A 23,640-nucleotide genomic window follows, 5' to 3' on the forward strand; every position below is an offset into this window, starting at 1 on the left:
TCAATGACTGCTGTACACACGCCCATCGGCGGCCCACACATCGAGCAAGTTCGACGCATCGTCACCGAACTACCCGGACCGCGCTCGGTGGAGCTCGCGGCGCGCCGGGCCGCTGCGCTACCAGCTGGACTGACCAGCGCATCGGGAATTTACACCGCTGCGGCAGGCGGAGGTGTCCTGGTCGATGTCGACGGTAACTCGTTCATCGATTTCGCAAGTGGCATCGCGGTGACCACGGTAGGAAACTCGGCGCCGCGTGTTGTCGAGCGCGCATCGCGTCAACTCGAAAAGTACACACACACATGCTTTTTGGCGACACCGTACGAGCCGTACATCGAGGTCGCCGAAGCGCTCAATCGACTGACCCCCGGCTCGCACGACAAGCGCACCGCATTGTTCAATACCGGTAGCGAGGCTGTGGAGAACGCGGTGAAGTACGCGCGCGCTGCCACTGGACGTCCTGCCATCATCACCTTCGATCACGCGTTTCACGGTCGAACCTTGATGACGATGACGATGACGGCCAAGAACCAGCCCTACAAGAGCACCTTCGGACCTTTCGCTCCTGAGGTGTACCGAGCACCGATGGCCTATCCCTACCGCTGGCCCAGTGGTGCCGAGAACGCCTCGGACGAGGCCTTTGCTCAGTTCGCCATGCTCGTCGACTCGCAAATCGGCGCGGACATGGTGGCAGCGGTCGTCGTGGAGCCTATCCAGGGAGAGGGTGGGTTCATCGTGCCCGCCGATGGATTCCTACGCCGCGTAGCCGATTTCTGTCGCGACCGCGGGATCCTGCTGGTCGCCGACGAGATTCAAGCTGGTATCGCGCGAACTGGAACGTGGTTCGCCTCCGAGTACGAGGGAATCGTGCCGGATCTCATCACGACCGCGAAGGGTCTGGCTGGCGGACTGCCGTTGGCGGCGGTGACCGGGCGCGCCGAGATCATGGATGTGGCGCACGCCGGCGGAATCGGCGGAACGTACGCAGGGAATCCCGCTGCATGCGAGGCAGCGCTCGGAGTGTTCGAGACCATCGAAACGGAAGGACTCCTCGAACGCGCCCGGGAGATCGGGGACATCATGTTCCGTGAATTGCGTTCCATTGCAGCGGATGACGACACCGTCGGCGAGATCCGTGGCCGTGGAGCAATGGTGGCGATCGAGCTCATCCAACCGGGCACCAAGGATCCGAACAGCAAAGCGGTGGCCGAGATCAACAGGTACTGCCACGGTCATGGACTGCTCACCCTCACCGCCGGGACATACGGCAACGTTCTGCGCTTTCTGCCGCCACTGACCATATCGGACGAGCTACTCGTAGAGGGATTTTCGGTACTCCGCGACGCCTTCAGCGCTCTCTGACCTCTTCACCTGCAAAAGGACAATCTGCATGAGCACCTCGACCGCACCACGAACGACCGGCCCACTACAGCCTCTGGAACTGTTCAACACCAGAGTCCTTCTCGACGACGACGAACGCGACATCGCCGCTACCGTCCGTAAATTTGTCGACACCCGCCTCAAGCCGAATGTCGAGGACTGGTTCGAGTCGGCCACATTGCCACGCGAACTCGCCAAAGAGTTCGGACAGCTCGGTGTCCTCGGAATGCACCTCGACGGGTACGGATGCGCCGGCACCAATGCCGTCAGCTACGGCCTCGCCTGTCTCGAACTCGAAGCTGGCGACTCAGGCTTCCGTAGCTTCGTCTCGGTCCAGGGATCGCTGTCGATGTTCTCGATCCACCGCTACGGTTCGGAGGAACAGAAGCAGGAATGGCTGCCACGCCTAGCAGCAGGTGAGGCCATCGGCTGCTTCGGATTGACCGAGCCGGACTTCGGATCCAACCCTGCAGGCATGCGCACTCGTGCACGACGCGACGGAGCCGACTGGGTTCTCACCGGAACCAAGATGTGGATCACCAACGGCGGTTTGGCTGATGTCGCCACGATCTGGGCGCAAACTGACGACGGAGTACGCGGATTCTTGGTACCGACCGACACGAAGGGTTTCACCGCCAACAACATTCACAAGAAGTTGTCTCTTCGTGCGTCAGTGACCTCCGAGCTCGTTCTCGACAACGTGCGGCTGCCTGACTCGGCTCGACTACCCGAAGCCCACAGCCTCGGAGCACCGTTGTCGTGCTTGAACGAAGCACGTTTCGGAATCGTATTCGGGGCGCTCGGCGCTGCCCGTGACAGCCTCGAATCCGCTATCGCGTACGCGAACTCACGCGAAGTATTCGATCGCCCCTTGTCGAGCTTCCAGCTGACCCAAGAGAAGTTTGCCAACATGACCCTCGAACTCGGCAAGGGGATGTTGCTGGCTCTGCATTTGGGCCGAATGAAAGACGACGGCGGACTTTCACCGGACCAGATCAGTCTCGGCAAACTCAACAATGTACGCGAATCGCTGGCAATCGCGCGCGAATGCCGCACCATTCTCGGTGGCAGCGGGATCACTCTCGAGTACCCGCCGCTGCGCCATGCGAACAACCTCGAATCGGTACTCACCTACGAGGGAACCAGCGAGATGCACATGCTCTCGATCGGGAAGGCACTGACCGGTCACGCTGCATTTCGCTGACCATGCGTGTACCCACTTTTCGAATCCGTCCGAATCAGAGGTGACCGTCACATGAGCGTTTCTGTGCCCTTGCACAACTTAATCGGTGGACAATGGCGAGCAGGATCAGGCGAAGCCCTCACCAGCATCAGTCCCGCCGATCCGGCAGTAGTCGTGGCCGTCGGAACTTTGGTAGGCCAGGCAGAACTCGACAAGGCAGTCGCCGCTGCCCAAGGTGCCAAGAAAGCCTGGGCGCGCACTCCAGCACACGAGCGCGGCGCGGTACTCGTAAGTGCCGCTGCAATTGTCGAAGACTCCGCACGGGAGTGGGGTGCCGAATTAGCGCTGGAGGAAGGGAAGACAAAGGCCGAAGGTGTCGGAGAAGTGCTGCGCGCTGCCCAGATTTTGAGGTACTACGGCAACGACGCCGACCGTACCGCGGGTGAAGTCTTCTCCTCACCACGGCGTGGCGAACGCATCCTCGTCACCCGCAAGCCGATCGGCGTGGTCGGAGTGATCACTCCGTTCAACTTTCCCATCGCCATCCCGACGTGGAAGATCGCTCCGGCTCTGACCTATGGCAATACCGTGGTCTGGAAGCCCGCCAGTACGGTCCCGCTGCTGGCGATGCGCCTAGCTCAAGCATTGCATCGCGCTGGGCTGCCGGCCGGGGTGCTGAACTTGCTGCTCGGCGACGGGCGGTTGGGTGGTGCGATAGTCGACCACGCCGGGATCGACGCTGTGACTTTCACCGGCTCCACCGGTGTGGGCCGCGCGATCTCCACCGCGGCCGCTGCCCGGGGAACAGCGGTGCAGGCGGAGATGGGCGGCAAGAATGCCGCGATCGTCCTCGCCGACGCAGACCTGGAACTGGCCGCCGAGCAAGTGATGTTCGGTGCATTCCGGTCGACCGGCCAAAAATGCACTGCTACATCACGATTGGTTGTCGCGCAGGAAGTCGCCGACGAGTTCGTCGCGGTGTTGGGAAAGCGCGCAGATGCACTGGCCGTGGGCGATCCTCTCGACGACGCCGTCGAGATGGGACCGGTGGTCAACGCCGCGGCCCGCTCGTCGATTCAGGCCGGTATCGACCGTGCTGTCGAGCAAGGCGCACGCCACGTCACCGGTGCCTGGCAGTACGGCGAGGGAACTCTCGCATCGGGGTACTTCGTCCCTCCCACCATTCTCGAACTCGCTTCGCACACAACCGATATCTGGCGTGAGGAACTGTTCGGGCCGGTGCTGGCCGTGCGACGAGCAACCTCGGTCGAGAATGCATTCGAACTCGCAAACGAGGGTGAATTGGGACTCTCAGCTGCCGTGTTCACCCAAGATCTGACACGCGCTCTCGACGCCGTCGACGAGATCGATGTGGGAATCCTGCACATCAACTCCGAATCGGCGGGGGCTGACCCCCATGTACCCTTCGGTGGCGCGAAGAAGAGTGGTTACGGTCCGAAGGAACAGGGCCAGTCTGCACGCGAATTCTTCACTCACACAACGACGGTGTACCTCCGTGGCGGACAGGGTCGGATATGAGTACGGGCGCACTCGACGGAATCGTCGTTGCCGACTTCAGCCGTGTTCTTGCAGGTCCCTACACGACGATGATGCTCGGCGATCTCGGTGCCGAAGTGATCAAGGTCGAAAGGCCAGGCACCGGTGATGACACCAGGGCGTGGGGTCCACCTTTCGATGGCGCAGGTAATGCCACGTACTTCAATTCGGTCAACCGCAACAAGACGTCGCTCACGTTGGATTTGACCAGTGAATCCGGGCGGGCGCATGCGCTCCAACTCGTGAGCCGAGCCGACGTGGTGGTGGAGAACTTCCGATCCGGGACGATGGAAAGACTCGGGCTCGGATACGACGATCTTCGCCACGTCAAACCAGACGTGATCTATTGCTCGATCACCGGCTTCGGACATGACGATGGTGCGGCGTTGCCTGGTTACGACCTCCTTGTGCAGGCGGTAGGAGGGCTGATGAGTATCACGGGCCCGCGGCCGGGAGAGCCGACCAAGGTGGGTGTCGCACTGGTCGACGTACTCACCGGATTGCATGCTCTGGCAGGAATACTCGCGGCCCTGAACTACCGCACTCGCACGGGCGAAGGGCAGCGTGTCGACACCAACCTGCTTACATGCCTGCTCTCGTCGCTGGTCAATCAGGCATCGGGGTATCTCGGAGCGGACGTGGTACCCGCGATCATGGGTAACCGGCACCCGAGCATCGCGCCGTACGAGGTGTTCGACACCGGTGATCGACCGATCGCGTTGACAGTGGGAACTGACAGACAGTTTCAGCAACTGTGTGCGGTGCTCGGGCTGCCGAATACCGCCGCCGACGAACGCTTCCGCACGAACACCTCCAGGGTGGCGAACCGAGAGGTCTTGACCGAACAGTTGGCTGCCGGTCTCTCGACAGCGGGGGCCGACGTATGGTTCGAGAGATTATCGGCAGTCGGTGTGCCAGTCGGGCCGATCAACGACATTGCCGAGGCCGTGAAGTTCGCGTCTCGGCTCGGGTTGGACCCCGTCGTGAACGTACCGGGTAGCGCGGTGCCTCAGGTCGCGAACCCGGTGTCGTTGTCCGCCAGCCCCGTCACCTACCGGTCCGGCCCACCTGGGCTTGCGCGGGACGAAGTCACCGCGGCTCCGTAGCTGACGGCGGGGGGTCCGAGAAGCGCGATTTCGCGGGCGGTGACGGCGATCCACAGTTCGGCGCGAACGTGCGCCGAGTCCAGATCTCGTCCGGTCAACTCCGAAATTTTGTTCAAACGTTTGCGGATCGTGTGGCGGTGAATCCCCAGCGCCGCGGACGTGGCTTCGATATGGCCGTTGTGGCGTAGGAACACCGCCAAAGTGTCGACCAGGCCACCGGTCACGTTGGGCTCATCGTCATGAGCATCGAGAACGGCAAGCATCGACTCGGACAGCGACCGCACATCCGCGGGATTGAGAGAGCTCAGCAGAAGCGAGAACGTATCGAGGTCCGCGAACTGGACACATCTGATCGTCGCCAGTGTTGCGGAGCGGGCCGCAATCAATGCCTGGTGCGTGCTGCGGGCCACCTCGAAGATCCTGGTAGGCAGACCCGAGCCGCAGGCTACGGGAACGTGCAGCTGTGCCTCGAGATCTCGATACAGAAGCGCGCTCAGTTCCGAATCCCGTTCCGCAGGAACGACGACGACGAGATCGTTACCTCTCGAGGTCATCAGATACGCAGCGGACGCCCCCGCCAACACCGAGGCCGCCTGACGTTCGGCGGCGAGCAGCGGACCGGTGTTGGTCAATACAACGGCCGTGATCTCCGACTCGGCATCGAAACCGAAATAATGAAGCAGACCGATATCGAAGTCCTCGCTCTGCGACAACAACGAACGAGTGACCGCGGAGCGCAGCCTGCTCTCGGCGTCGACCAATTTTGCCGGCTTCGCCAGCTCGATGGAAATCAGCGAAACAGCATGAGCGACCAGAAGGCGCTCGGGAGCTGACAAGGGGACACCAGATTCGACCCCGAGGTATCCCCGTAGCTGCGTCGAGGTAGCAACACTCTGAACCAAGAAGTGTCCGGTGTCATCGGCGACTACCTTGCTGCTCTGGCGGCGCTGTCCTACCCTCGATCGGCCGTCGGCCGCCTCGATCTGTGTTTGCTCGACGACCGCGGCCGAGTCGTGCCCGTGAACGGCCAGGATTCTACTGTCGGTGTCGATCAGCGCGACAGGGGAGGAGAGCGCTCGGCTCAGGGCCGAAACCACCATCACGATTCCACCGCGCAGGGTTGCCCGAGCCAGAACGTCTTGTTGATCGACCACTCGCTGAAAGCCTCGAACCTGATCGGCGGTCAGATCGTCGATCACTGCTCGGGTTATCGCAACGAACGGCGTCGAAGCCGGAACAGCCAACACCGGCAGCCCGAGCGAATCACTGGCAGCCAGTACACCGGCCGGGACGCTGTCGTAATTGGTCCCGGTGTCGAAAGCCAGAGCGACAACGCCTGCGTCGAAAAGCCGCTCGACGTAGCCGAACTGCTCTTCCTGTGTCTTCCCGATCCGCATTCCGGTCGTCATTACCAATTCACCGCCCGAAAGCCACGGAGCGGGATCGCCGAGTTCGATCGCGTGCGCCCATTCGATGACACGGTCCGCGCCGTCGAAACCTGAGACCAACGCTAATCCGAGTTCGTCGAACTCGGTGAGTCGACGTACCGTCATGGCCATATTTTCCACCCTCTTGGTATCCGACCGCTGCTACGTGGCCGTGCGTTCGCGTGTCAGCTGTCGCCGGCCTGGGTCTGCAAACTGAGATAAACGTCGGTGATCACCGCAGGCGCACGAAGAGAAACTGCCAAAATCTCTTCGATTCGTTTGATCCTGTATCGCACGGTATTCGGATGCAAAGCGCAATGTTTCGCTGTAGCGGTCACATCGAGATGATTGTCGAAGAACTGCCGCAGGAACTCGAGGAGCTCGCCGTCTTTGAGAGGGGCGAGATAGCCCGCTGCTTTGCGAGCAGTCATCGAGTTGTCGCGCCCGGCCAGGAGCCAGTCGCTGATTCCTACGTCCTCGAATTTCATGACCGTCACCGCTGTTCTCGTTGCAGCACGCCGCGCGCATTGTGCATCGCGTACCCGCACGGGACAGGTTTCGATTTCGGAGAACGATCCACTGAAGCCGCACGAGAGGTGATCTTTCAGGTTTTGATTCCACGATTCGATGGAACTGCTGGCGGCCGGGACAACACCGATCAGCTCGCCGTCGATCTGTGCGACGAGTAGGGGCAGCCGTGAATCATGTGCAAGATCGACGACGTCTTGTTCGACAGCGTCGACCACAGTAGCGGCGCGCAGATCCCATTTCCCTCCGTCGTAGTCGTTCGAGGCAGAAATCGACACTATCCGTAGCTCTTGATCACGACCGAATCTGAGCATTTCGAGCCTGTCTCGGACCGAATCCAGGTCCCGGATGTCCCCGCGGACCATCGAGCGGACCAATGCTGCACGAGCGGAACGATTTTCGGTCGTAGCCCGGTAGCGCGACCGTTCGATGGTGTTGAGCAGGCGGAGGGTGACTTCGACGGCGGGAATGGCAAGCGGGTCCGGTAGCTCATGGCGTTTGGACGCCACCGCAAACCAGAAGTCCTGGCCTCCCGGTGTGATGGAGTACGCGTTGACCATCCACCGGCCCACTCGAAACTTCAGCCTGCCCGAACGTCCCCGCAACTGGGCTCTGATCAAATGCAGCGGCGCCGCTCCTGCCGACGCTACGACGTCGCCGACCTCCGAGTAGAGCACCACACTGCTGCGCAGAAGCAACGCGAGCCTACCGACGAGGTCTGCTTCCGGGGCATTCGATGCCATCGCTTCGAGGAGATGGCTCTGCATCTGAAGGGTCCGCCGCAACAGCATCGAGTCGGCAGTGCGTGTGGCAGCAGCCACTCGGGACACCACGTCCATGAACCGGACGTGCTCAGGGACCGCGATCACCGCGAAGTGGCAGCGATTGGCTTCCTCGATCAACGCACGTGGGATCGACACAGTCACGACCCCGACGCCGTAGCCCAGAGCCGACACTCCTGCCCCGACCAATTCGCGTATCAGCTCTCGCTGAGCGACATGCTGGTTCTCGTGCTCCTTGAAACGCGTCCCGGTGGTGAGCATCAGCGTGCGCGGTTCCAACCAGTGCGACGGGCTGTCGATTTCGATGGGGTGCGCACTGTCGAGCCTGATGTTGGGGTCACCGTCGGACTCGAGTGTCAAACCGAGATCCTCTTCGAGGAGCAAGTCAACAAGCCGGAAACAATCAGGTTTCATGTCCGCAATAACCACACGAAAATGTTAACAACTCCAACACGATTGGTAGCTGTTTTCGCTTTCTCCAATTGAACGATGCTTCGAGCTGGGCCGATACTTGGCAAACCCGAAAGCAGGAGTATGACCGTGATCACATCAGCAGATCGAAAGCTACGAGTTGCCGTGGACGTTGGCGGAACCTTTACCGACGTGTGCATCTTCGACTCACAGGCATCCACCACGCGGGTGGCAAAAGTCCCGTCCACCCCGCATGATCCGATGGAGGCGGTGATCAACGGTGTGCGGAGCGCAGGAATCGACCTCACCGACGTCGCCCTCTTCTCTCACGGCACCACGGTGGCAACCAACGCCCTCATCACCCGTAATTTTCCGGCCGCAGCACTGGTCACCACCAAGGGGTTCCGCGATGTGCTCGAGATCCGCGACGGGACGAAGGACGAGCTCTGGGACGCCTATTCCGATATAGGCACGCCGTACATCCGTCGTCGCGACCGTTACGAAGTGGCCGAGCGTATCGACTACTCCGGTGAGATCGTGACGCCTCTGGACGAAGACGGGGTCCGCGAAGTCGCGAGACTGCTGCGCCGCAAGAACATTCAGACCGTGGCTATCTGTTTCATGAACTCCTACGTCAACCCCTCGCACGAACTTCGTGTCCGAGAAATTCTCGAGGAAGAGCTCCCCGAGGTCGCGGTGTCCACGTCCAGTGAGATCTTGCCCGAGATCTTCGAGTACGACCGCGCATCGACCACCGTGGCCAACGCCGTGCTGGCACCACTGGTCAGCGGGTACGTCAACCGCCTCGAAGGTCAGCTCCGATCCGACGGTTACGACGGCGACCTACTGCTGCTTCATTCCGGTGGTGGATCGATGACGCCGAAAATGGTCGAGAAATACCCTGTGCGGCTCGCGGCATCCGGCATTGCTGCCGGTGCGATCGCGGTCGCCGACATCGCACAGCGGTGCGGCTACCCCAACGCCATCGGTCTCGATATGGGGGGAACCAGCACCGACATCTCCCTCGTCTACGACGGGGAAATCCGCACCACCAAGCAGTGGCAGGTCGAGTACGGATTCCCGATCTCTTTCCCCAGCATCGAGGTGCTGACCATCGGAGCCGGAGGCGGGTCGCTGGCCTGGATCGACGAGGCGGGCTCACTACGCAACGGACCGGCCTCGGCCGGTGCTGCACCAGGCCCGGCGTGCTACGGCTGGGGCGGAATCGAACCGACCAACACCGACGCGAATCTCCTCCTCGGTCGGCTCGGGTCGTCATTGATCGGTGGTGAACTGTCACTCGACGTCGCCTCCGCCGAAAAGGCGATCCAGCGCGTGGTGGCCGAACGCCTCGAAGTCGACGTCGACACTGCGGCGAGCGACATCATTCAGGTAGCGAACGCCAACATGGCAGATGCGGTGCGACTGCTCTCGATTCGGCGCGGCTACGATCCGCGTGATTTCGTCCTTGTCGTCTGCGGGGGAGCCGGCGCCCTGCACGGGGCCGCCCTGGCCAAGGAACTGTCGATTCCCACCGTGGTGGTCCCACCGCATCCGGGCATCACCTCGGCCCAGGGGTGCTTGCTCGTCGACATCCGCCACGACCTGTCAGCCATGTTCCAGGGGTTGGTCTCCCAGATCGACCCGTCCGCGTTGGAACGTGAATTCGTTCGACTCGAACGCGAAGGCCTCGAACGGCTCGAACACGAAGGTGTTCCCACCGACCGGATGGTCCTCGACCGGAGCATCAGCATGCGTTACGCCGGTCAGTGGCGCTCGTTGACAGTCTCGGCGGGAAGCGGTGAGGGCTTCCTGGCGCAAGCCGTAGAACGGTTCCACGAGGAACACGAGCGTGACTACTCCTTCCGCCGCGACGAAACCCCGGTCGAGATCTATCAGATCGGGCTGCGGGCGATCGGGAAGACGCCGAAACCACAGTTCCCGAGGTACGACGTACCCACCACCGACGCGGCAGTACCCCGCGACCACCGCTCGGTGTACTTCGACGAACTGGGCGAACGGTTCTCCACACCGGTCTTCGACCGCGACACCCTCGCCTACGGCGTGAGCATCGACGGGCCTGCCATCATCTCCCAACTCGACTCGACCACCGTCGTGCCCCCGGGCACAGTCGCAGTCATCGACGAATGGGCAAACATCCGCATCAACATCGTCCAGGAGACCAAGTGAGCACCTCCACACCACTCGATCGCACATTGGATCCGGTGACATTCGAAGTATTGAAAAATGCGTTCGTCACCTCCGTCGATTTGATGTCCGAGCAGATCTTGCGAACGTGCTACTCGTTCGTCATCTACTCTCGCGACTTCTCGTCGGCCTTGTGTGATGCACAGGGCAACACCGTCATGCAAGGTAGCCAGGACATCGCGGTCCATGTCGGCACCCTGCACTTTCAATGCAAGGCGGTCATCGACGAATTCGGTGACGACATCAACCCAGGTGACGTGTTCGCGATCAACGACCCGTACCGCGGCGGCACTCACCTCAACGACGTCAGCTTCATTCGGCCGATTTTCGCCGACGGCACACTCATCGCATTCGCGCAGAACAAGGGGCACTGGGCCGATGTCGGAGGAAGTGTTCCCGGCTCGTTCGATGTCACCGCCACCGAGCACTTCGCCGAAGGCCTGCGCATCACCCCGGTACGCCTTTGGCACGAGGGAAGGTATCTGGCGGACGTCGCCAAACTGCTCGTCGCCAACACTCGCTCGCCAGAGATCAGCATGGGGGATCTGCACGCTCAGGCAGAGGCCACCGGAGTCTGCGAACGAGAGCTGCATCGACTGGTCGACAAGTACGGGACTTCCACGATTACCGCCGCCATGCAGGAAGTGCAGGACTACGTCGAAAAGATTGTCCGGCAACGCGTTGCGGCTTTACCCGATGGCACGTGGACAACCGAGGACTACCTGGACTCGGACCCCTCCAAGCCCGAGGGCCTGATCCCGGTCCGGGTCAAGATGACCATCGAGGGAGATCAGCTCAGCTACGACCTCAGCGGCAGCGCCCCCGCGGTCGCCAGCTTCCTCAATTGCGGCTACGGCACCGCGTTCTCGGGCATCGTCGCCGGAACCAAGACCTTCTTTCCCGATGTACCACTCAACTCCGGGCTCTATGCCGCCATCGAAACCGAACTCGGGCCCGAGGGGACCGTCGTCAACGCGGGATGGCCGCATGCGGTGACCGGGTTCTGTTCGGGTCCGTACGAGAAGATCATGAACGCGATCTTCGAGCTGTGGTCGAAGATCGTTCCCGAACGCGCACTTGCCTGTTCGTTCAACCTCGAATATCTGCTCATCGGTGGACGCGACGCCCGTCAAACACAGCAACCGTTTTTCATGTGGTACGACTGGATGGCCGGCGGCTGGGGCGGCCGCAGCACCAAAGACGGTTCCACCGCCACAGCTCCGGTGTTCGGTGTCGGCCTGGCGGTCCAGCCGTGCGAAGGCCAGGAACGGCTGACTCCGGTACTGACCAGCGAGCACGCGATCATCACCGATTCCGGTGGGCCAGGCACCCATCGTGGTGGATGCGGATTGTCCAAAGGTGGCATTCTTACCGACTGCGAGAACACCGTGATGTCCTACTGCTGCGACCGCTCCCGCTCGTTGACCTGGGGCATCGAAGGTGGGCTTCCGTCCATCCCGCACGGGGTGTGGCTCAACCGAGGGACGGCCGACGAAAGATTCCTCGGCTCTGTGTTCTCCAATGTCACTGTCGAAGCAGGTGATTCGTTCGAACGTCCCTCTGCGGGTGGCGGTGGCTATGGAGACCCCCTCGATCGCGACCCCGCCGAAGTACTCGAAGACGTCATCGACGCGTACGTCTCCATCGGACGTGCCGCGCTCGACTACGGTGTGGTCATCGACGCGGTCGATCCCGAAATCGACCTCTACGTGATCGACGAGGCCGAAACCGACAAGCTTCGGCGTTCGATTCGCCAGTCACGTCGATCCTGGCTCGCCACCGACCCTGAAGAGGTCGCTGCTCGATACCGTAACGGCGAGCTCGAGATGCTGGATCTCGTCCGCCGCTACGGCGTGATAGTGGACTGGGGCACCGGCGACTTGCTTCCGACCACGACCGGCCAGTTCCGCGAACTGCTCGAGACCCGCGCAGCATCACACTGGTCTTGACGCCAGTGGACTCGCCGGAGGCACGCAGCTTCCGACGAGTCCACCAGGCACGACCACACCTTCTCATCTCGGCACCGTCCAATTCACCACTCGGACAGTCTGATCCGCCGACACAAACAAGAACCACGGCCACAAGGCCGGGTTTCGACTTAGCTCCAGTTCGTGCTGGAGCTGCATCTTCGTTAAGGAAATGACATGAGTGTGAACGACGAATCCGAGACGGTCATCGACCTGACCGGGCACGCGCATCCGGATGATTCGGTCCGAGTCGGCAGATGGTCTCTGACCATGGCATTCTGGGCGATGTTCTCGGCAATGTTCTGGCTCTACATTGCAGTGGCCTCCAATGCTGCTGTGGGAACAGTCAATACGCTCATCGGAATGGTTCTGACCATTGCGACCTACGGTCTGATCAACTCCATTCTCTCCCGGCACGCGATCAAAACCGGACAGACGATCAGCTTGTTCTCGAGAGGTATCTTCGGCTCCGTAGGATCTGGACTGGCAGCATTACTGTTCGCCGTCACGGCGATCTATTACGCAGTATTCGAAGGATCCATCATAGCGGTGGCATTACAGGAATACTTCGGCGGCAACATCAAACTCTGGTACCTCGCCGTCGTCGTCTACGCCGTACCTCTGGTCGCTGGCGGAGTTCAGAACTGGTTGGACAAGCTCAACGGGATTCTTCTCCCGCTCTACCTTCTCGGACTCGTCGCGATCATCATCGGCGCTACAGTCAAACAGGGATACCCCACAGGATGGCTCAACCACACCGTCGCCGCTGGATCACTGCCCGGCTGGCTAACCTCGTACCTGATCTACATGGGTGTGTGGGTCATGATGATGTATACCTTCGAATTCGCACGCCTGGGAAAGCGTTCCGACGCCAAGTTCCACGGCCGGGTCACCTTCGGATGGGTCTTCTACGCCCTGACCTTCGGACTCAACGGGCTCATCGGTATCTACCTGGTCAGCGCTTGGGGACTCGACAGCACCGAAACCGGAATCGTCACCGCCGTCATCAGCTCGCTGGGGTTCTTCGGCGTCCTCGTCATCGTCATCTCGCAAACCCGGATCAACACCGCCAACTACTACTCGGCGTCCACCAACTTGCAGGACCTCGCCACCCTGACCACAGGTAAGGTCACGCCGCGCTTCGTGTGGGTCCTCGTGGCCGGCGTGCTCGCCTACTTGTTCATGCTCACCGACGTCCTGAGCTACTTGCTGCGAGCATTGGCTTGGCAAGGTGTCTTCGTCACCTCTTGGGTCGCAATCGCCCTCGCATCGCTCTACTTCGCGCAGCGCCGACAGCCCGCTGCAGGCGAGGGCATCGACACCTCACCCCGCCGCGGACTTTCAGCCCTCGGCTGGCCGGTGCTCGCATGGATTGTTTCCTCGGGCATAGGGATTGCGTTGACCGAACAGACAGCGCTGCCCGTCATGGCCGCATTGGCTCCGATCATCACCGTGATAGTGGCCGTCGTCCTCTACGTCCCGGCCGCCCGGCGAGCAGTTCCACAGAACAACCCGTCGTCAGCCGACAGCGCGGCCTAACCCGGTGTTGGCGGTCTCCGATACGGGTGTGCGGACCCGGACGGAGACCGCGTCGGACCGCATGAGTAGGAACGGAGTCAGAGGCCATGATCGACCACATCGACGCGTATCGCGACTGGTGGACAGCGGGCGCGGCGTTCATCCTCGTCACCATCACCGACGTTCGACAGTCAGCACCACTACCTCCCGGGCACACCATGGCGGTAGGCCCGGCGACCACGACCGGTCAGGTCCGCGAAATCGAGGACTTGCAGGTCGTGGGATCAGTGTCCGGGGGATGCATCGAATCCGATGTCCTGTATCGCGCTTTCGACATGCTCGTCGGTGACACCAAGGTCTCCGCTGCTCGATTCGGATTCTCCGAGGAAACCGCGTTTGCGCATGGACTGACCTGCGGTGGAGAACTGGAAGTGCTCTTGGAGCGCGTCGACTCCACCGATTTTCCTCAATTCGGGAACGTCTGCACCAACATCGCCGCCGGCCGTACCGTCACCCTCGCGACCGAGATTTCGCGATCACAGACCTCGACGCTCGACCGCGCAGTGGACATCGACGGTGTCAGCCGCTCCGATCGATGCACACCCGCATCGGTGGCACTCGATGCGTTTCTCGAAGTGAGCAGCCGAGCAGCGCAACGCGATTCGGCCCTCGTCGAGGTAGCCGGTGCCGCGGGCTCTCAGGTCTTCGTCCGTCGATACACGCCAGCACCCCGAATGATCATATTCGGAGCTATCGACTTCGCCGCGGCGCTGAGTCGAGTCGCCAAAGATGCTGGATATCATGTGACGATCTGCGACGCGCGTGCGACGTTCGCTACCGACGTACGATTTCCCGACGCGGATTCCGTGGTCGTCGACTGGCCTCACCGGTATCTCGAAGAGCAACTCGGTGCCGCCGGCAACCTGGACCACCGCACCGCTCTGTGTGTACTTACTCATGATCTGAAATACGATGTCCCCCTGCTGAATGTGGCTCTTCGGTCGTCGGTGAACTACGTCGGTGCCATGGGGTCGCGACGAACCCACGCCGAGCGCACTCGCGCGTTGCTCGATTCCGGACTGCTCACCGCCGGTGAGCTGGACAGAATCTACTCACCGATCGGGCTCGATCTCGGCGGCAGCAGTCCCGGCGAGACTGCGATCTCGATCATGGCCGAGGTCCTGGCAGCGCGATACGACGGAACCGGCCGACCTCTGAGTCACGTCACATCACCCATCCACCGTGACCGAGCACCTCTGGCGGAGATATCGACATGAGCAAACAGCACAGTGATCTACTCACGCATCCGATCGTCAGTACGCCTCACACGTTGGACGAGGCCATCGAACATGTTGCCGTGCAGGGCTATACCCCGCTGGCGGGGGGCACCTGGTTGATGCGCTCGCCCATCCGCGGAGAAGCCTTCCCCGACCGACTGGCGGATCTCTCGCACATCCCCGAGCTCCGGTCGGTCGGGCGAGACAGTGAAGGCAACATTCGTATCGGCGCGATGGTCACTCACACTGCGTTGGCCGACGCCCTCCCCGTGGATCGCTATCTCGACGGGCTCCGCTCAGCAGCAAGGAAATCGGCCAATCCGAACATCAGGAACACGGCCACGGTCGGTGGAAACCTTGCCACACAGGACTTCCGGGCACCGGATGTGGCCACCGCACTCCTGGCTCTGCGCGCAACCGTCGTCTATGCCGCCGACCGTGGAGAGCAGAGAACAGCGGCGATCGAGGACTTCGTGGCGAACCCGCCCACTCGGCCGTATCTGATCACCGCAATCGTGATCCCGCGAAGCATCGGCCGCGGCGTTCATGTCCGATTGCCGCTTCGCGTCGCCGGGGACTATCCCGTCGTGATCGTCAGCATCGTCGTCCACACCCACTCGGCGCGCCCGACCGAAGTCACCATCGCCTACGGTGCCGTCGGGCCACGCCCCTCGCGCTGGCGAGCACTCGAAGAGCGGCTCGTCGACCATCCGGCCGAGCTGGATCGAGCGCGGGTGAGCGCCCATGAACTCTCCGCCCACATCGATGCCACCGCCAGCGTCGGAGTCCCAGCGGAGTACCGAAAAGGCGTGCTTCCCGTCATCTTCGGCCGCGCATTCGAGCTGAGTATGGACACACCAGGAGGAGAGACCGAATGAACCCGAGCTCGACAATCATCGTCAACGGCGAAATCTACCCTGTGCTCGGCGACCCATTGACGCCCCTCGTGCGATTTCTCCGCGAATCGGTTCACCTGACCGGCACCAAATACGCATGCGGAGAGGGTTTTTGCGGATCCTGCACTGTCCTTATCGACGGAAGTGCGGCAGCGTCGTGTCTGACGCCGGTATCAGCGGTGTCCAACCGCTCGATCCGAACGATCGAATCGATCGAACCATCCGATTCGGTTCTGGCCGCGCTGCAAGCTGCGTTCGTCGACGACGATGTCGTTCAGTGTGGAATGTGTTTTCCCGGAATGGTGATGGCTCTGGCCGGTCTTCTGTCTACCAACCCGCGTCCCAGCCGGGAGGAAGTCGAGGCGGGATTGTCCGGGAACCTCTGTCGCTGCACCGGCTACTCACGCCTGTTGGACACAGTGACCGCGACACTGAAGCGTCTGGGCGACATCGAGGAGCTGCACTCATGAGCGTTGGTCACAACACCTCTCGACGAGACGGCCCCGACAAGGTCACCGGTAGAACACGATTCACGATCGACTCATTTCCGCCACGGGTATTGCATGCCGCATTGCGCCGCTCCGACATCGCGGCCGGTCGGATCATCCGCTTGGACACCACCCGTGCTCGCGCGCTCGATGGCGTCCGCGCCGTCGTCACTGCCGACGACGCCCCCGGTTTCGAGGGGATCGGTATACGGGACAGGCAATTATTTGCCGGCGAACTGATCCGCTATGTGGGCGAGCCGATGGCGGCGGTCGCCGCCGACACGGTCGAGATCGCCCAGCTCGCTTGCACTTTGATCGACGTCGAGATCGAGGAATACGAACCCATCGTCCGCATGCAGGATGCGCTCGCAGATGACGCGCGGCTGATTCATCCGGACTGGGAACTTTATGATCAAACGACACCGGGAACCCGGGGCCGCAACGTGGCATGGGAGGCCACCGTCGTTCGTGGCAATACGGATGCAGCGTTCGCCAGGCAGGACGTGACGGTGGTCGAGAGCAGCTTCGACACCGGGCGCCAGAATCAAGCCTACTTCGAACCCCGAGTGTGTGTCGCGTCTTTCGAGGACGGGCGCTACACGGTCCAAACATCTACGCAGGTGCCCTGGACCGTACGGTCGGTGATCGCCGAATTGTTGGACGTGCCCGAATCGTCGGTACGTGTGACCGTGCCAGCGGTGGGCGGAGCATTCGGAGGCAAGTTCGAAGCCGCGCTCGAGGCGTTCGCCGCGTTGCTCGCGCAGCGCACCCGGCGCACGGTCCGGATAGCGAACTCGCGCCAAGAGGAGATGCTCACCGCGCCCGCACGGGACAACGCCGAGATCAAGATCCGATCGGCGATCGATCCCGATGGCCGTATCGTCGCACGCGAAGCAACCGTGATGATGGACGCCGGTGCCTACAGCGGGGAACAGGGCTTCCTGACAGCAATGACCGCCTACACCCTCGGCGGTGTCTACGAGCTCGGCGCAGTACGTTTCGTGACTCAAGCGGTGTACACGAACACACCTCCCACGGGGGCTTTCCGATCCTGCTGCGGCACCTACAACAGCTTCGCGCTCGAACTGCACACGCGAGAGATCTGTGCCGCCGTGGGAATGGACCAATCAGAGTTCGTGCGCCTCAATGCGATCAGAGACGGGTCACTCAATGCGATCGGCCAACGCATGGACGGTGACATCATCATCCCGATGCTCGACCGCATGGACACACTGCGCACACAGACTCCCCGGACCCTCGGTGGGTCCGTCGTCGACGGAAAGCTCGAGGACGGTCGACTGTACGGATCGGCAACGGTGGTGGGCGCCTGGTTCGTCTTCGTCGGTCCGTCGGCGTGCACGGTCAACCTCAACCCCGACGGGGGTGTCACGGTCGTGACATCGGGAGTAGAGATCGGTTCAGGATCGATGATGCAGTCGATCCCGCAGATCGTGGCGGAAACCCTCGGAATTTCGACGGAAGCCGTCACGATCCGTGCCGCTGACACCGACTCCGCCGGCTACGACGTCGGCGTCGGTGGCGGTCGCACGACGGTGTCACTCGGAGGAGCCTCCACAGCTGCATGTGAGGAAGTTCGTAAGAAGATGGTGCTCGTTGCCGCCGATCTCCTCGAAGCTGCACCCGACGATCTCGAATTCGCCAACGGTGCAATCCACGTCGCCGGCATCCCGCAGATCTCGGCATCGATCAGGGAGATTGCGCGGCACGCCCAGAATCACACGGGTCCCATCTCCGGATCCGGATCGTTCAACAGGCAGGGGACCGAGCGGTTACCCGGATGCCTTGCCGGACATATGGTCGATGGTATCGAGATGCCGATCTACACGATCCACGACTGCGAGATCGCGGTCGATCCCGACACCGGCCACATCGAGGTTCTGTCGTATCGCACCGTTCAGGATGTCGGTCGCGCGATCAATCCGCGCGCGATCGGTGGGCAGATTCAGGGCGGCATAGTGCAAGGGCTCGGGTATGCAATTCACGAGGAGATCACGATCGACCGAGGAGGGCGAATCGAGCAGACTGGATTCGAAACGTACCGCTTGCCGGGAGCAGCCGACGTCGTCCCTGTCGCCATCGACCTATTCGAAGGCGCGCCGTCTTACGGCCCATTGGGCTCCAAGGGGGCAGGGGAAATTCCGACCGTGGCGGTGGCAGCCGCGATCGGTACCGCGGTGTCGACTGCGACAGGTAAACGCGTCCAATCGATTCCGCTCACGCCACCCAGGGTATGGAGTCTGATCAATGACATCGAGACGTCGCCGTCGCTGGATTGGATTTCGTCGTCGTGGAGAGAGAACGTCATGGCCGAGCCCCACACGTTGGAGCGAGACGCGGGGGTACGGCAGTGACTCAGGGATCTACGACGACAGACGGTGACCTGCACTTCGAGTCGCCGGAAGAGGTGAGAGCAGCGTTGTCGGATTTCGGGTACCTATCGGACGACGACGTGAGCAGTATGGTTTTCCTTGCTTCCACACTTCAGAAACCGATGTTCCTGGAAGGTGAACCCGGGTGCGGAAAGACCTTCCTCGCACAGGCTTTGGCCGACGCCACCGGACGCGAACTCATCAGAGTGCAGTGCTACACCGGGATAGATGCCAATGCTGCGCTCTACGAATGGGACTTCTCCGCTCAAGTGCTTCATCTCCGCACTCTTCAGCAGCGAGACAATGGCGATTATTCCTCGGACGCAGATCAATCGATCTATTCTCGTCGCTTTCTCGAGTCGCGTCCCCTGCTGCGTTCGTTGGAGAACCCGAAATCGGTATTGTTGATCGACGAGATCGATCGAGCAGAGGAGTCGTTCGAAGCCGTCCTTCTGCAGTATCTGTCCGATTTCGCGATCACTGTCCCGCACCTGGGTCAAATCAGGCCTCCGCGCGGCGCTGGGCGACCCCTTGTTGTGCTGACCTCCAATCGGACACGAGATGTCCACGATGCACTCAAACGCAGATGCCTTTATCACTACTTCAGACATCCCGACCGAGCCCGAACGTTGCGGATCATCACCGACCGCTTCGTTGGTCTCGATCGATCTCGCGCACTGGCGATAGTCGACTACGTCGAGCAGGTGCGCAACACGGACATGGTCCGCCCGCCCGGGCTCTCCGAGGTACTCGACTTCACACAGGCGCTGCTCATTATGGACGCTAAAATCGATGTCCGATCTCATTTTCGCAGTCTCGCTGCACTTTTGGTGAAGGACCCATCCGACGAAGATGTCCTCCACAGCGTAGCGGTACCCGCGGGCCTGCTGGCGGAGAGAGTCGGTGCAGATGATTGACTCGCGGCTTACCGCGGTCGTGATGGAAACAGTGGCTCTCCTTCGAGCACGTGGTGTTCGCTGCGGCCCCGACCGCATTTCGATGTTCGTCGATGCTTTGGGGCAACTGAAAGCTCCGACACTGCACACTGTGCGACGAGCTGGTAGGTCGTCGTTGTGTACCACCCCGGATGAGCAATCCATCTTCGACGACGCGCTGAGGACCTCACACTTCGGACTTTCGGATATCGATCAGGAACCTGGGGACGCAGCGTGGGACGTCGAGACCGGCGATCCCGATGGGCCGACACCGGACATCGACGAAGTGCCGACACTGGTTGCAGCGCAGGCGACAACCCACGAACGTCTCGAACACATGGACTTCTCCACAGTCCCGCCCGCATTGTCTCCACAGTTGATCGACTCCATCCGTCGATCCGTGGCCAGGGCGTGCCGCAGCCCACGGATCACTGGAGGGTCACCACGGCAAGCTACCCCCGACATCGGACGGACAATGCGTTTGCTCGTGGCCTCGGACGGTGATATCGCTGAACTGCCGAGACGCCGAACAGGCCCGGCACCGCGCTCGGTCGACCTGGCGATCGACCTCTCGGGCTCGATGGCCGGTTACTCCGAAGCCCTGATCACGTTCGCCCGCGCGTTCCGTGTCCACTACCCTGGATCCGTCCGAATCTGCGCCTTCGGCACTGTATTTCGTGAACTCACCCATAGAGAATCCGGCTCCCAGCAAAGGTCGTCGACAGCCCTCACTGCTGACAGAGGCGGTACCGACCTCGGGCAGTCATTCGCACAGCTTGCGCGGTGGCGACGATCCAGTAGCCGAGGGGTGCCCGCCGTATTGATCGTCTTCAGCGACGGCTGGGACGCCGGCGATCAAACCACCTTCGACTCCTCATTGTCTCAGGTGCGGCGACTGTATCGATCGATTATCTGGGCCAACCCACACGTGGCCAAAGCGGAGTACCGACCAGTACAACGAGGAATCGTCACAGCATTGGCGTACGTTGACCACTTTGTGTCAGGCCACAGTGTTCACGCACTGTCCGAGGTCATCGAACGAATCCCCTCCTAGTGGCGTGTGGTAGAACCGCCTTGGCTCAACCTCGTCGAAGTATGGTTCGGTGTCATACAACGCCAGGCATTCGGCCGAGGGGGGGCACCTCCGTCACCGATCTGACATCGAAATCCGTGTTGTCAATGGTTGGAATACCCTTGCCACACCCGTTCGTCTGGACCGAAACGCCAGAAGAAGTCCTCGAACCCCCGTAAAGAACGCGCTACCCACACGTGAGCTTCAACCCTCAGTTCGTCGAGTGTGAGACTCGGGCTGACCCGGTCAGCGAACACGGACAGGTCAAACCGGTCACGTTCAAAGGTCGTGAACGGGTGCCAAAATTAAGACGGGCGAGAGGTACCGGGCCCGAAGCGCTCTAGCCGCGAGTACGTACCGGGGCAGGAGGACCTTCGGATTCAAACTGAAATTCGAGGATCGAAAGTCTCCGTCGTGCAACAGGAAGCGCACCGTACGTAGGTAGGTAGGTAGGTAGGTAGGTAGGTAGGTAAGTAGACCTGTGCCCCAGGGCAACATCGGGATCGCGTGCTCCCACCAATCAGGAACAGTTCGAACGGCAGGATCAGAAGAAGGCCAGCTGCGCGTCGTCGATGCGGCCAGCCCGGTACTGGGCTCTTCGGGGCCGGTCTGGGGGAGAGCGCCGAGCTGGCACAGCCGGTGCTGCGCTCCCCGCCATGTCGAGTCCAGCGCACGCGCGGCGGGCCAATTCGTCTCGAACACACGACCGTTCGGCCACGCATGCACGTCCGATTGGAGTGTCTCGGGCGCTGTCAATGGCCAAGTTGAAGTCCCCGCTGGTGGCCAGGTGAAAGTCCCCACCCCGTGTTAATGTTCCCGGTTTTTCAGGGGCGGTCCTTTCGGTGTTGTGCGTCTTTCATGCGGTAAGACTCGCCGTCGGTGACGACGATGGTGGCGTGGTGGAGCAATCGGTCGAGGATCGAGGCGGCGGTGGTGTGTTCGGGCAGGAACCGGCCCCATTGCTCGAACGGCCAGTGCGATCCGATCGCCAACGAGCGGCGTCCGTAGGCTCCGGCGACGAGACGGAACAGCAATTGCGTGCCGGTGTCGTCGAGCGGGGCGAAGCCCATTTCGTCGATGATGATCAGGTCGACCCGCAGCAGTGATTCGATGATCTTGCCGACGGTGTTGTCGGCCAATCCGCGATAGAGGGTTTCGACGAGATCGGCGGCGGTGAAGTAGCGGACCTTGTGTCCAGCGTGGACGGCGGCGACACCGAGTCCGATCAAGGTGTGCGGCTTGCCTGTCCCGGCAGGTCCGATCATCGCCAAATTCGATTGTGCCCGAACCCATTCCAGGCTGGAGAGGTAGTCGAACACCTTCGGCTGGATCGACGACGCGGCCACGTCGAAGGACTCCAACGTTTTCGTCACCGGGAACGCGGCAGCTTTGAGCCGGTTGACGATGTTGGAGGCATCACGTGCGGCGAGTTCGGACTCGATGAGCGTCCGCAGCACTTCTTCCGAGGTCCAGCGTTGCGTCTTCGCAGTGATCAACACCTCCGGTGCGGTCCGGCGGATCGCAGCCAGTTTCAGGCGACGTAGTCCAGCGTCGAGATCAGCAGCGAGCTCGGGAACATGCTGGGGCGCAGCAGTCTTCGAAGAGCGTGCAGTGGTGGTGTCGGTCATGACGGCACCTGCGTATCGGCGGCAGGGGTCCGGATGGCGTAGGCATCGAGGGAGCGTGTCGGTGCGGTCGGCAGGTCCAGAATCAACGCGTCCCCGGCCGGCCTGGGCTGTGGCGCTCCGGCACCGGCAGCGAGAATCGATCGGACGTCCGCGGCCCGGAATCGACGGAACGCCACCGCCCGAGTCAACGCCGCCACCAACAGTTCGGTGCCATGTGCCGCACCGAGCGCCAGCAGGATCTCGAGCTCGGATCCGAGCCTGGTGTTGCCGATCGCGGCGGCACCGACGAGGAATGCTTCTGCTTCGGGTCCGAGTGCGCAGAACTGTTGCTCGACAGTGGTTCTCGGCCTAGGACCGCGATGGGGTGCGGGGCGGGCACCGCCGTAGTGCTCGTCGAGGACCGACGCGGTCCCCGGCTGGCCCAGGTCGTGTTCGACGACGACCTCACCGGTGGCCGGCTCGACAACCACCAACCGTCCCTCGGTCTGGACGAGGGTGACGGTCGCGCCGATCAACCGCACCGGCACCGAGTAGCGCGCGGACGCGAACCGCACGCAGGACAGGCGGTCGACTTTGCGGGTCACCGGTGGTGGACCGATCTCCAGTCGGAGCGATGGCAATGGCGACAACAACTCTCGCTCCTCGTCGAGTTTGTCGTTCGGGATCGCGCATATCTCCGAATGGATGCGGGCGTTGACTTCCGTGCACCACACCGTGGCGGCGGCGTTGGCTGCGTGGACATCGACGGTGGTGCCGGCGATGGCTGCTTCGGTGAGCATCGGGACAGCGAGGTCGCGTTGGGCGTATCCGACGAGGTTCTCCACGACGCCTTTCGATTGTGGGTCGTTCGCGTGGCAGAAGTCCGGTGCGAACCCGTAATGAGCAGC

Annotated in this window: 16 protein-coding genes and 1 pseudogene; 13 read left to right on the top strand and 4 right to left on the bottom strand. The window is 61.8% G+C overall.

The features are described from left to right. Positions 1–3: 3 nt before the first annotated feature. Genes gabT through AB0362_RS20695 form a run of 4 tightly spaced genes read left to right on the top strand, consistent with a single transcriptional unit; the run spans position 4 to position 5,226 of the window. Entirely contained in the window at positions 4–1,362 is a 1,359-nt protein-coding gene (gene gabT, locus AB0362_RS20680) for a 4-aminobutyrate--2-oxoglutarate transaminase (RefSeq protein ID WP_366236117.1), read from the top strand. A 28-nt stretch (positions 1,363–1,390) separates the two neighbouring features. Next, a complete protein-coding gene (locus AB0362_RS20685) occupies positions 1,391–2,584 on the top strand; it encodes an acyl-CoA dehydrogenase family protein (RefSeq protein WP_366236119.1) in 1,194 nt (397 codons plus the stop codon). A gap of 51 nt (positions 2,585–2,635) precedes the next feature. Beyond that, a complete protein-coding gene (locus AB0362_RS20690) occupies positions 2,636–4,102 on the top strand; it encodes an aldehyde dehydrogenase family protein (RefSeq protein WP_094652779.1) in 1,467 nt (488 codons plus the stop codon). Beyond that, on the top strand, positions 4,099–5,226 hold the full coding sequence (locus AB0362_RS20695; RefSeq protein WP_366236120.1) for a CoA transferase: 1,128 nt from the start codon (positions 4,099–4,101) through the stop codon (positions 5,224–5,226). The genes AB0362_RS20690 and AB0362_RS20695 overlap by 4 nt, the downstream gene beginning before the upstream one ends. On the opposite strand, the gene AB0362_RS20700 is transcribed toward AB0362_RS20695, so the two are convergent. Together AB0362_RS20700 and AB0362_RS20705 are read right to left on the bottom strand one after the other, a co-directional pair. After that, positions 5,172–6,779 (bottom strand): PucR family transcriptional regulator ligand-binding domain-containing protein, encoded by a 1,608-nt coding sequence (locus AB0362_RS20700; RefSeq protein WP_366236121.1) that lies wholly within the window; start codon positions 6,777–6,779, stop codon positions 5,172–5,174. The genes AB0362_RS20695 and AB0362_RS20700 overlap by 55 nt on opposite strands. Positions 6,780–6,838: 59 nt before the next feature. Continuing rightward, a complete protein-coding gene (locus AB0362_RS20705; RefSeq protein ID WP_366236122.1) occupies positions 6,839–8,323 on the bottom strand; it encodes a PucR family transcriptional regulator in 1,485 nt (494 codons plus the stop codon). Between the two features lie 174 nt (positions 8,324–8,497). Here AB0362_RS20705 and AB0362_RS20710 point away from each other — a divergent pair, with 174 nt between their 5' ends. The 9 genes from AB0362_RS20710 (at position 8,498) to AB0362_RS20750 (ending at position 21,107) form a co-directional block, all read left to right on the top strand. Further along, positions 8,498–10,564, top strand: a complete 2,067-nt coding sequence (locus AB0362_RS20710; RefSeq protein WP_094652782.1) for a hydantoinase/oxoprolinase family protein — start codon at positions 8,498–8,500, stop codon at positions 10,562–10,564. Beyond that, positions 10,561–12,531, top strand: a complete 1,971-nt coding sequence (locus AB0362_RS20715; RefSeq protein WP_094652783.1) for a hydantoinase B/oxoprolinase family protein — start codon at positions 10,561–10,563, stop codon at positions 12,529–12,531. The genes AB0362_RS20710 and AB0362_RS20715 overlap by 4 nt, the downstream gene beginning before the upstream one ends. A gap of 195 nt (positions 12,532–12,726) precedes the next feature. Continuing rightward, positions 12,727–14,088, top strand: coding sequence for a permease (locus AB0362_RS20720; protein WP_366236124.1), 1,362 nt, complete (start codon positions 12,727–12,729; stop codon positions 14,086–14,088). Positions 14,089–14,174: 86 nt separating this feature from the next. After that, the gene (locus AB0362_RS20725) at positions 14,175–15,344 is read left to right on the top strand and encodes an XdhC/CoxI family protein (protein WP_094652785.1); all 1,170 of its coding nucleotides are present in this window, start codon (positions 14,175–14,177) and stop codon (positions 15,342–15,344) included. Beyond that, a complete protein-coding gene (locus AB0362_RS20730; protein ID WP_366236125.1) occupies positions 15,341–16,222 on the top strand; it encodes an FAD binding domain-containing protein in 882 nt (293 codons plus the stop codon). Before AB0362_RS20725 ends, AB0362_RS20730 begins: the two co-directional genes overlap by 4 nt. After that, positions 16,219–16,710: a (2Fe-2S)-binding protein gene (locus tag AB0362_RS20735; RefSeq protein WP_366236126.1), complete on the top strand. Its 492-nt coding sequence runs from the start codon at positions 16,219–16,221 to the stop codon at positions 16,708–16,710. The genes AB0362_RS20730 and AB0362_RS20735 overlap by 4 nt, the downstream gene beginning before the upstream one ends. Continuing rightward, a complete protein-coding gene (locus AB0362_RS20740) occupies positions 16,707–19,100 on the top strand; it encodes a xanthine dehydrogenase family protein molybdopterin-binding subunit (RefSeq protein WP_366236127.1) in 2,394 nt (797 codons plus the stop codon). Before AB0362_RS20735 ends, AB0362_RS20740 begins: the two co-directional genes overlap by 4 nt. 107 nt (positions 19,101–19,207) lie before the next feature. Beyond that, entirely contained in the window at positions 19,208–20,035 is an 828-nt protein-coding gene (locus AB0362_RS20745; protein ID WP_094652876.1) for a MoxR family ATPase, read from the top strand. Between the two features lie 355 nt (positions 20,036–20,390). Further along, positions 20,391–21,107 carry a VWA domain-containing protein gene (locus AB0362_RS20750; RefSeq protein WP_366236132.1) on the top strand — a complete coding sequence of 239 codons (717 nt, stop codon included), beginning with the start codon at positions 20,391–20,393 and terminating at the stop codon, positions 21,105–21,107. Between the two features lie 842 nt (positions 21,108–21,949). On the opposite strand, the gene istB is transcribed toward AB0362_RS20750, so the two are convergent. Both istB and AB0362_RS20760 read right to left on the bottom strand, forming a co-directional pair. Next, positions 21,950–22,753, bottom strand: a complete 804-nt coding sequence (istB, locus tag AB0362_RS20755; protein WP_032384999.1) for an IS21-like element helper ATPase IstB — start codon at positions 22,751–22,753, stop codon at positions 21,950–21,952. After that, a pseudogene (locus AB0362_RS20760) lies at positions 22,750–23,640 on the bottom strand (IS21 family transposase); the annotation flags it as partial. The gene istB and the pseudogene AB0362_RS20760, both read right to left, overlap by 4 nt.

Source organism: Rhodococcus sp. NPDC079359, from assembly GCF_040702585.1.
Classification (GTDB): Bacteria; Actinomycetota; Actinomycetes; order Mycobacteriales; family Mycobacteriaceae; genus Rhodococcoides.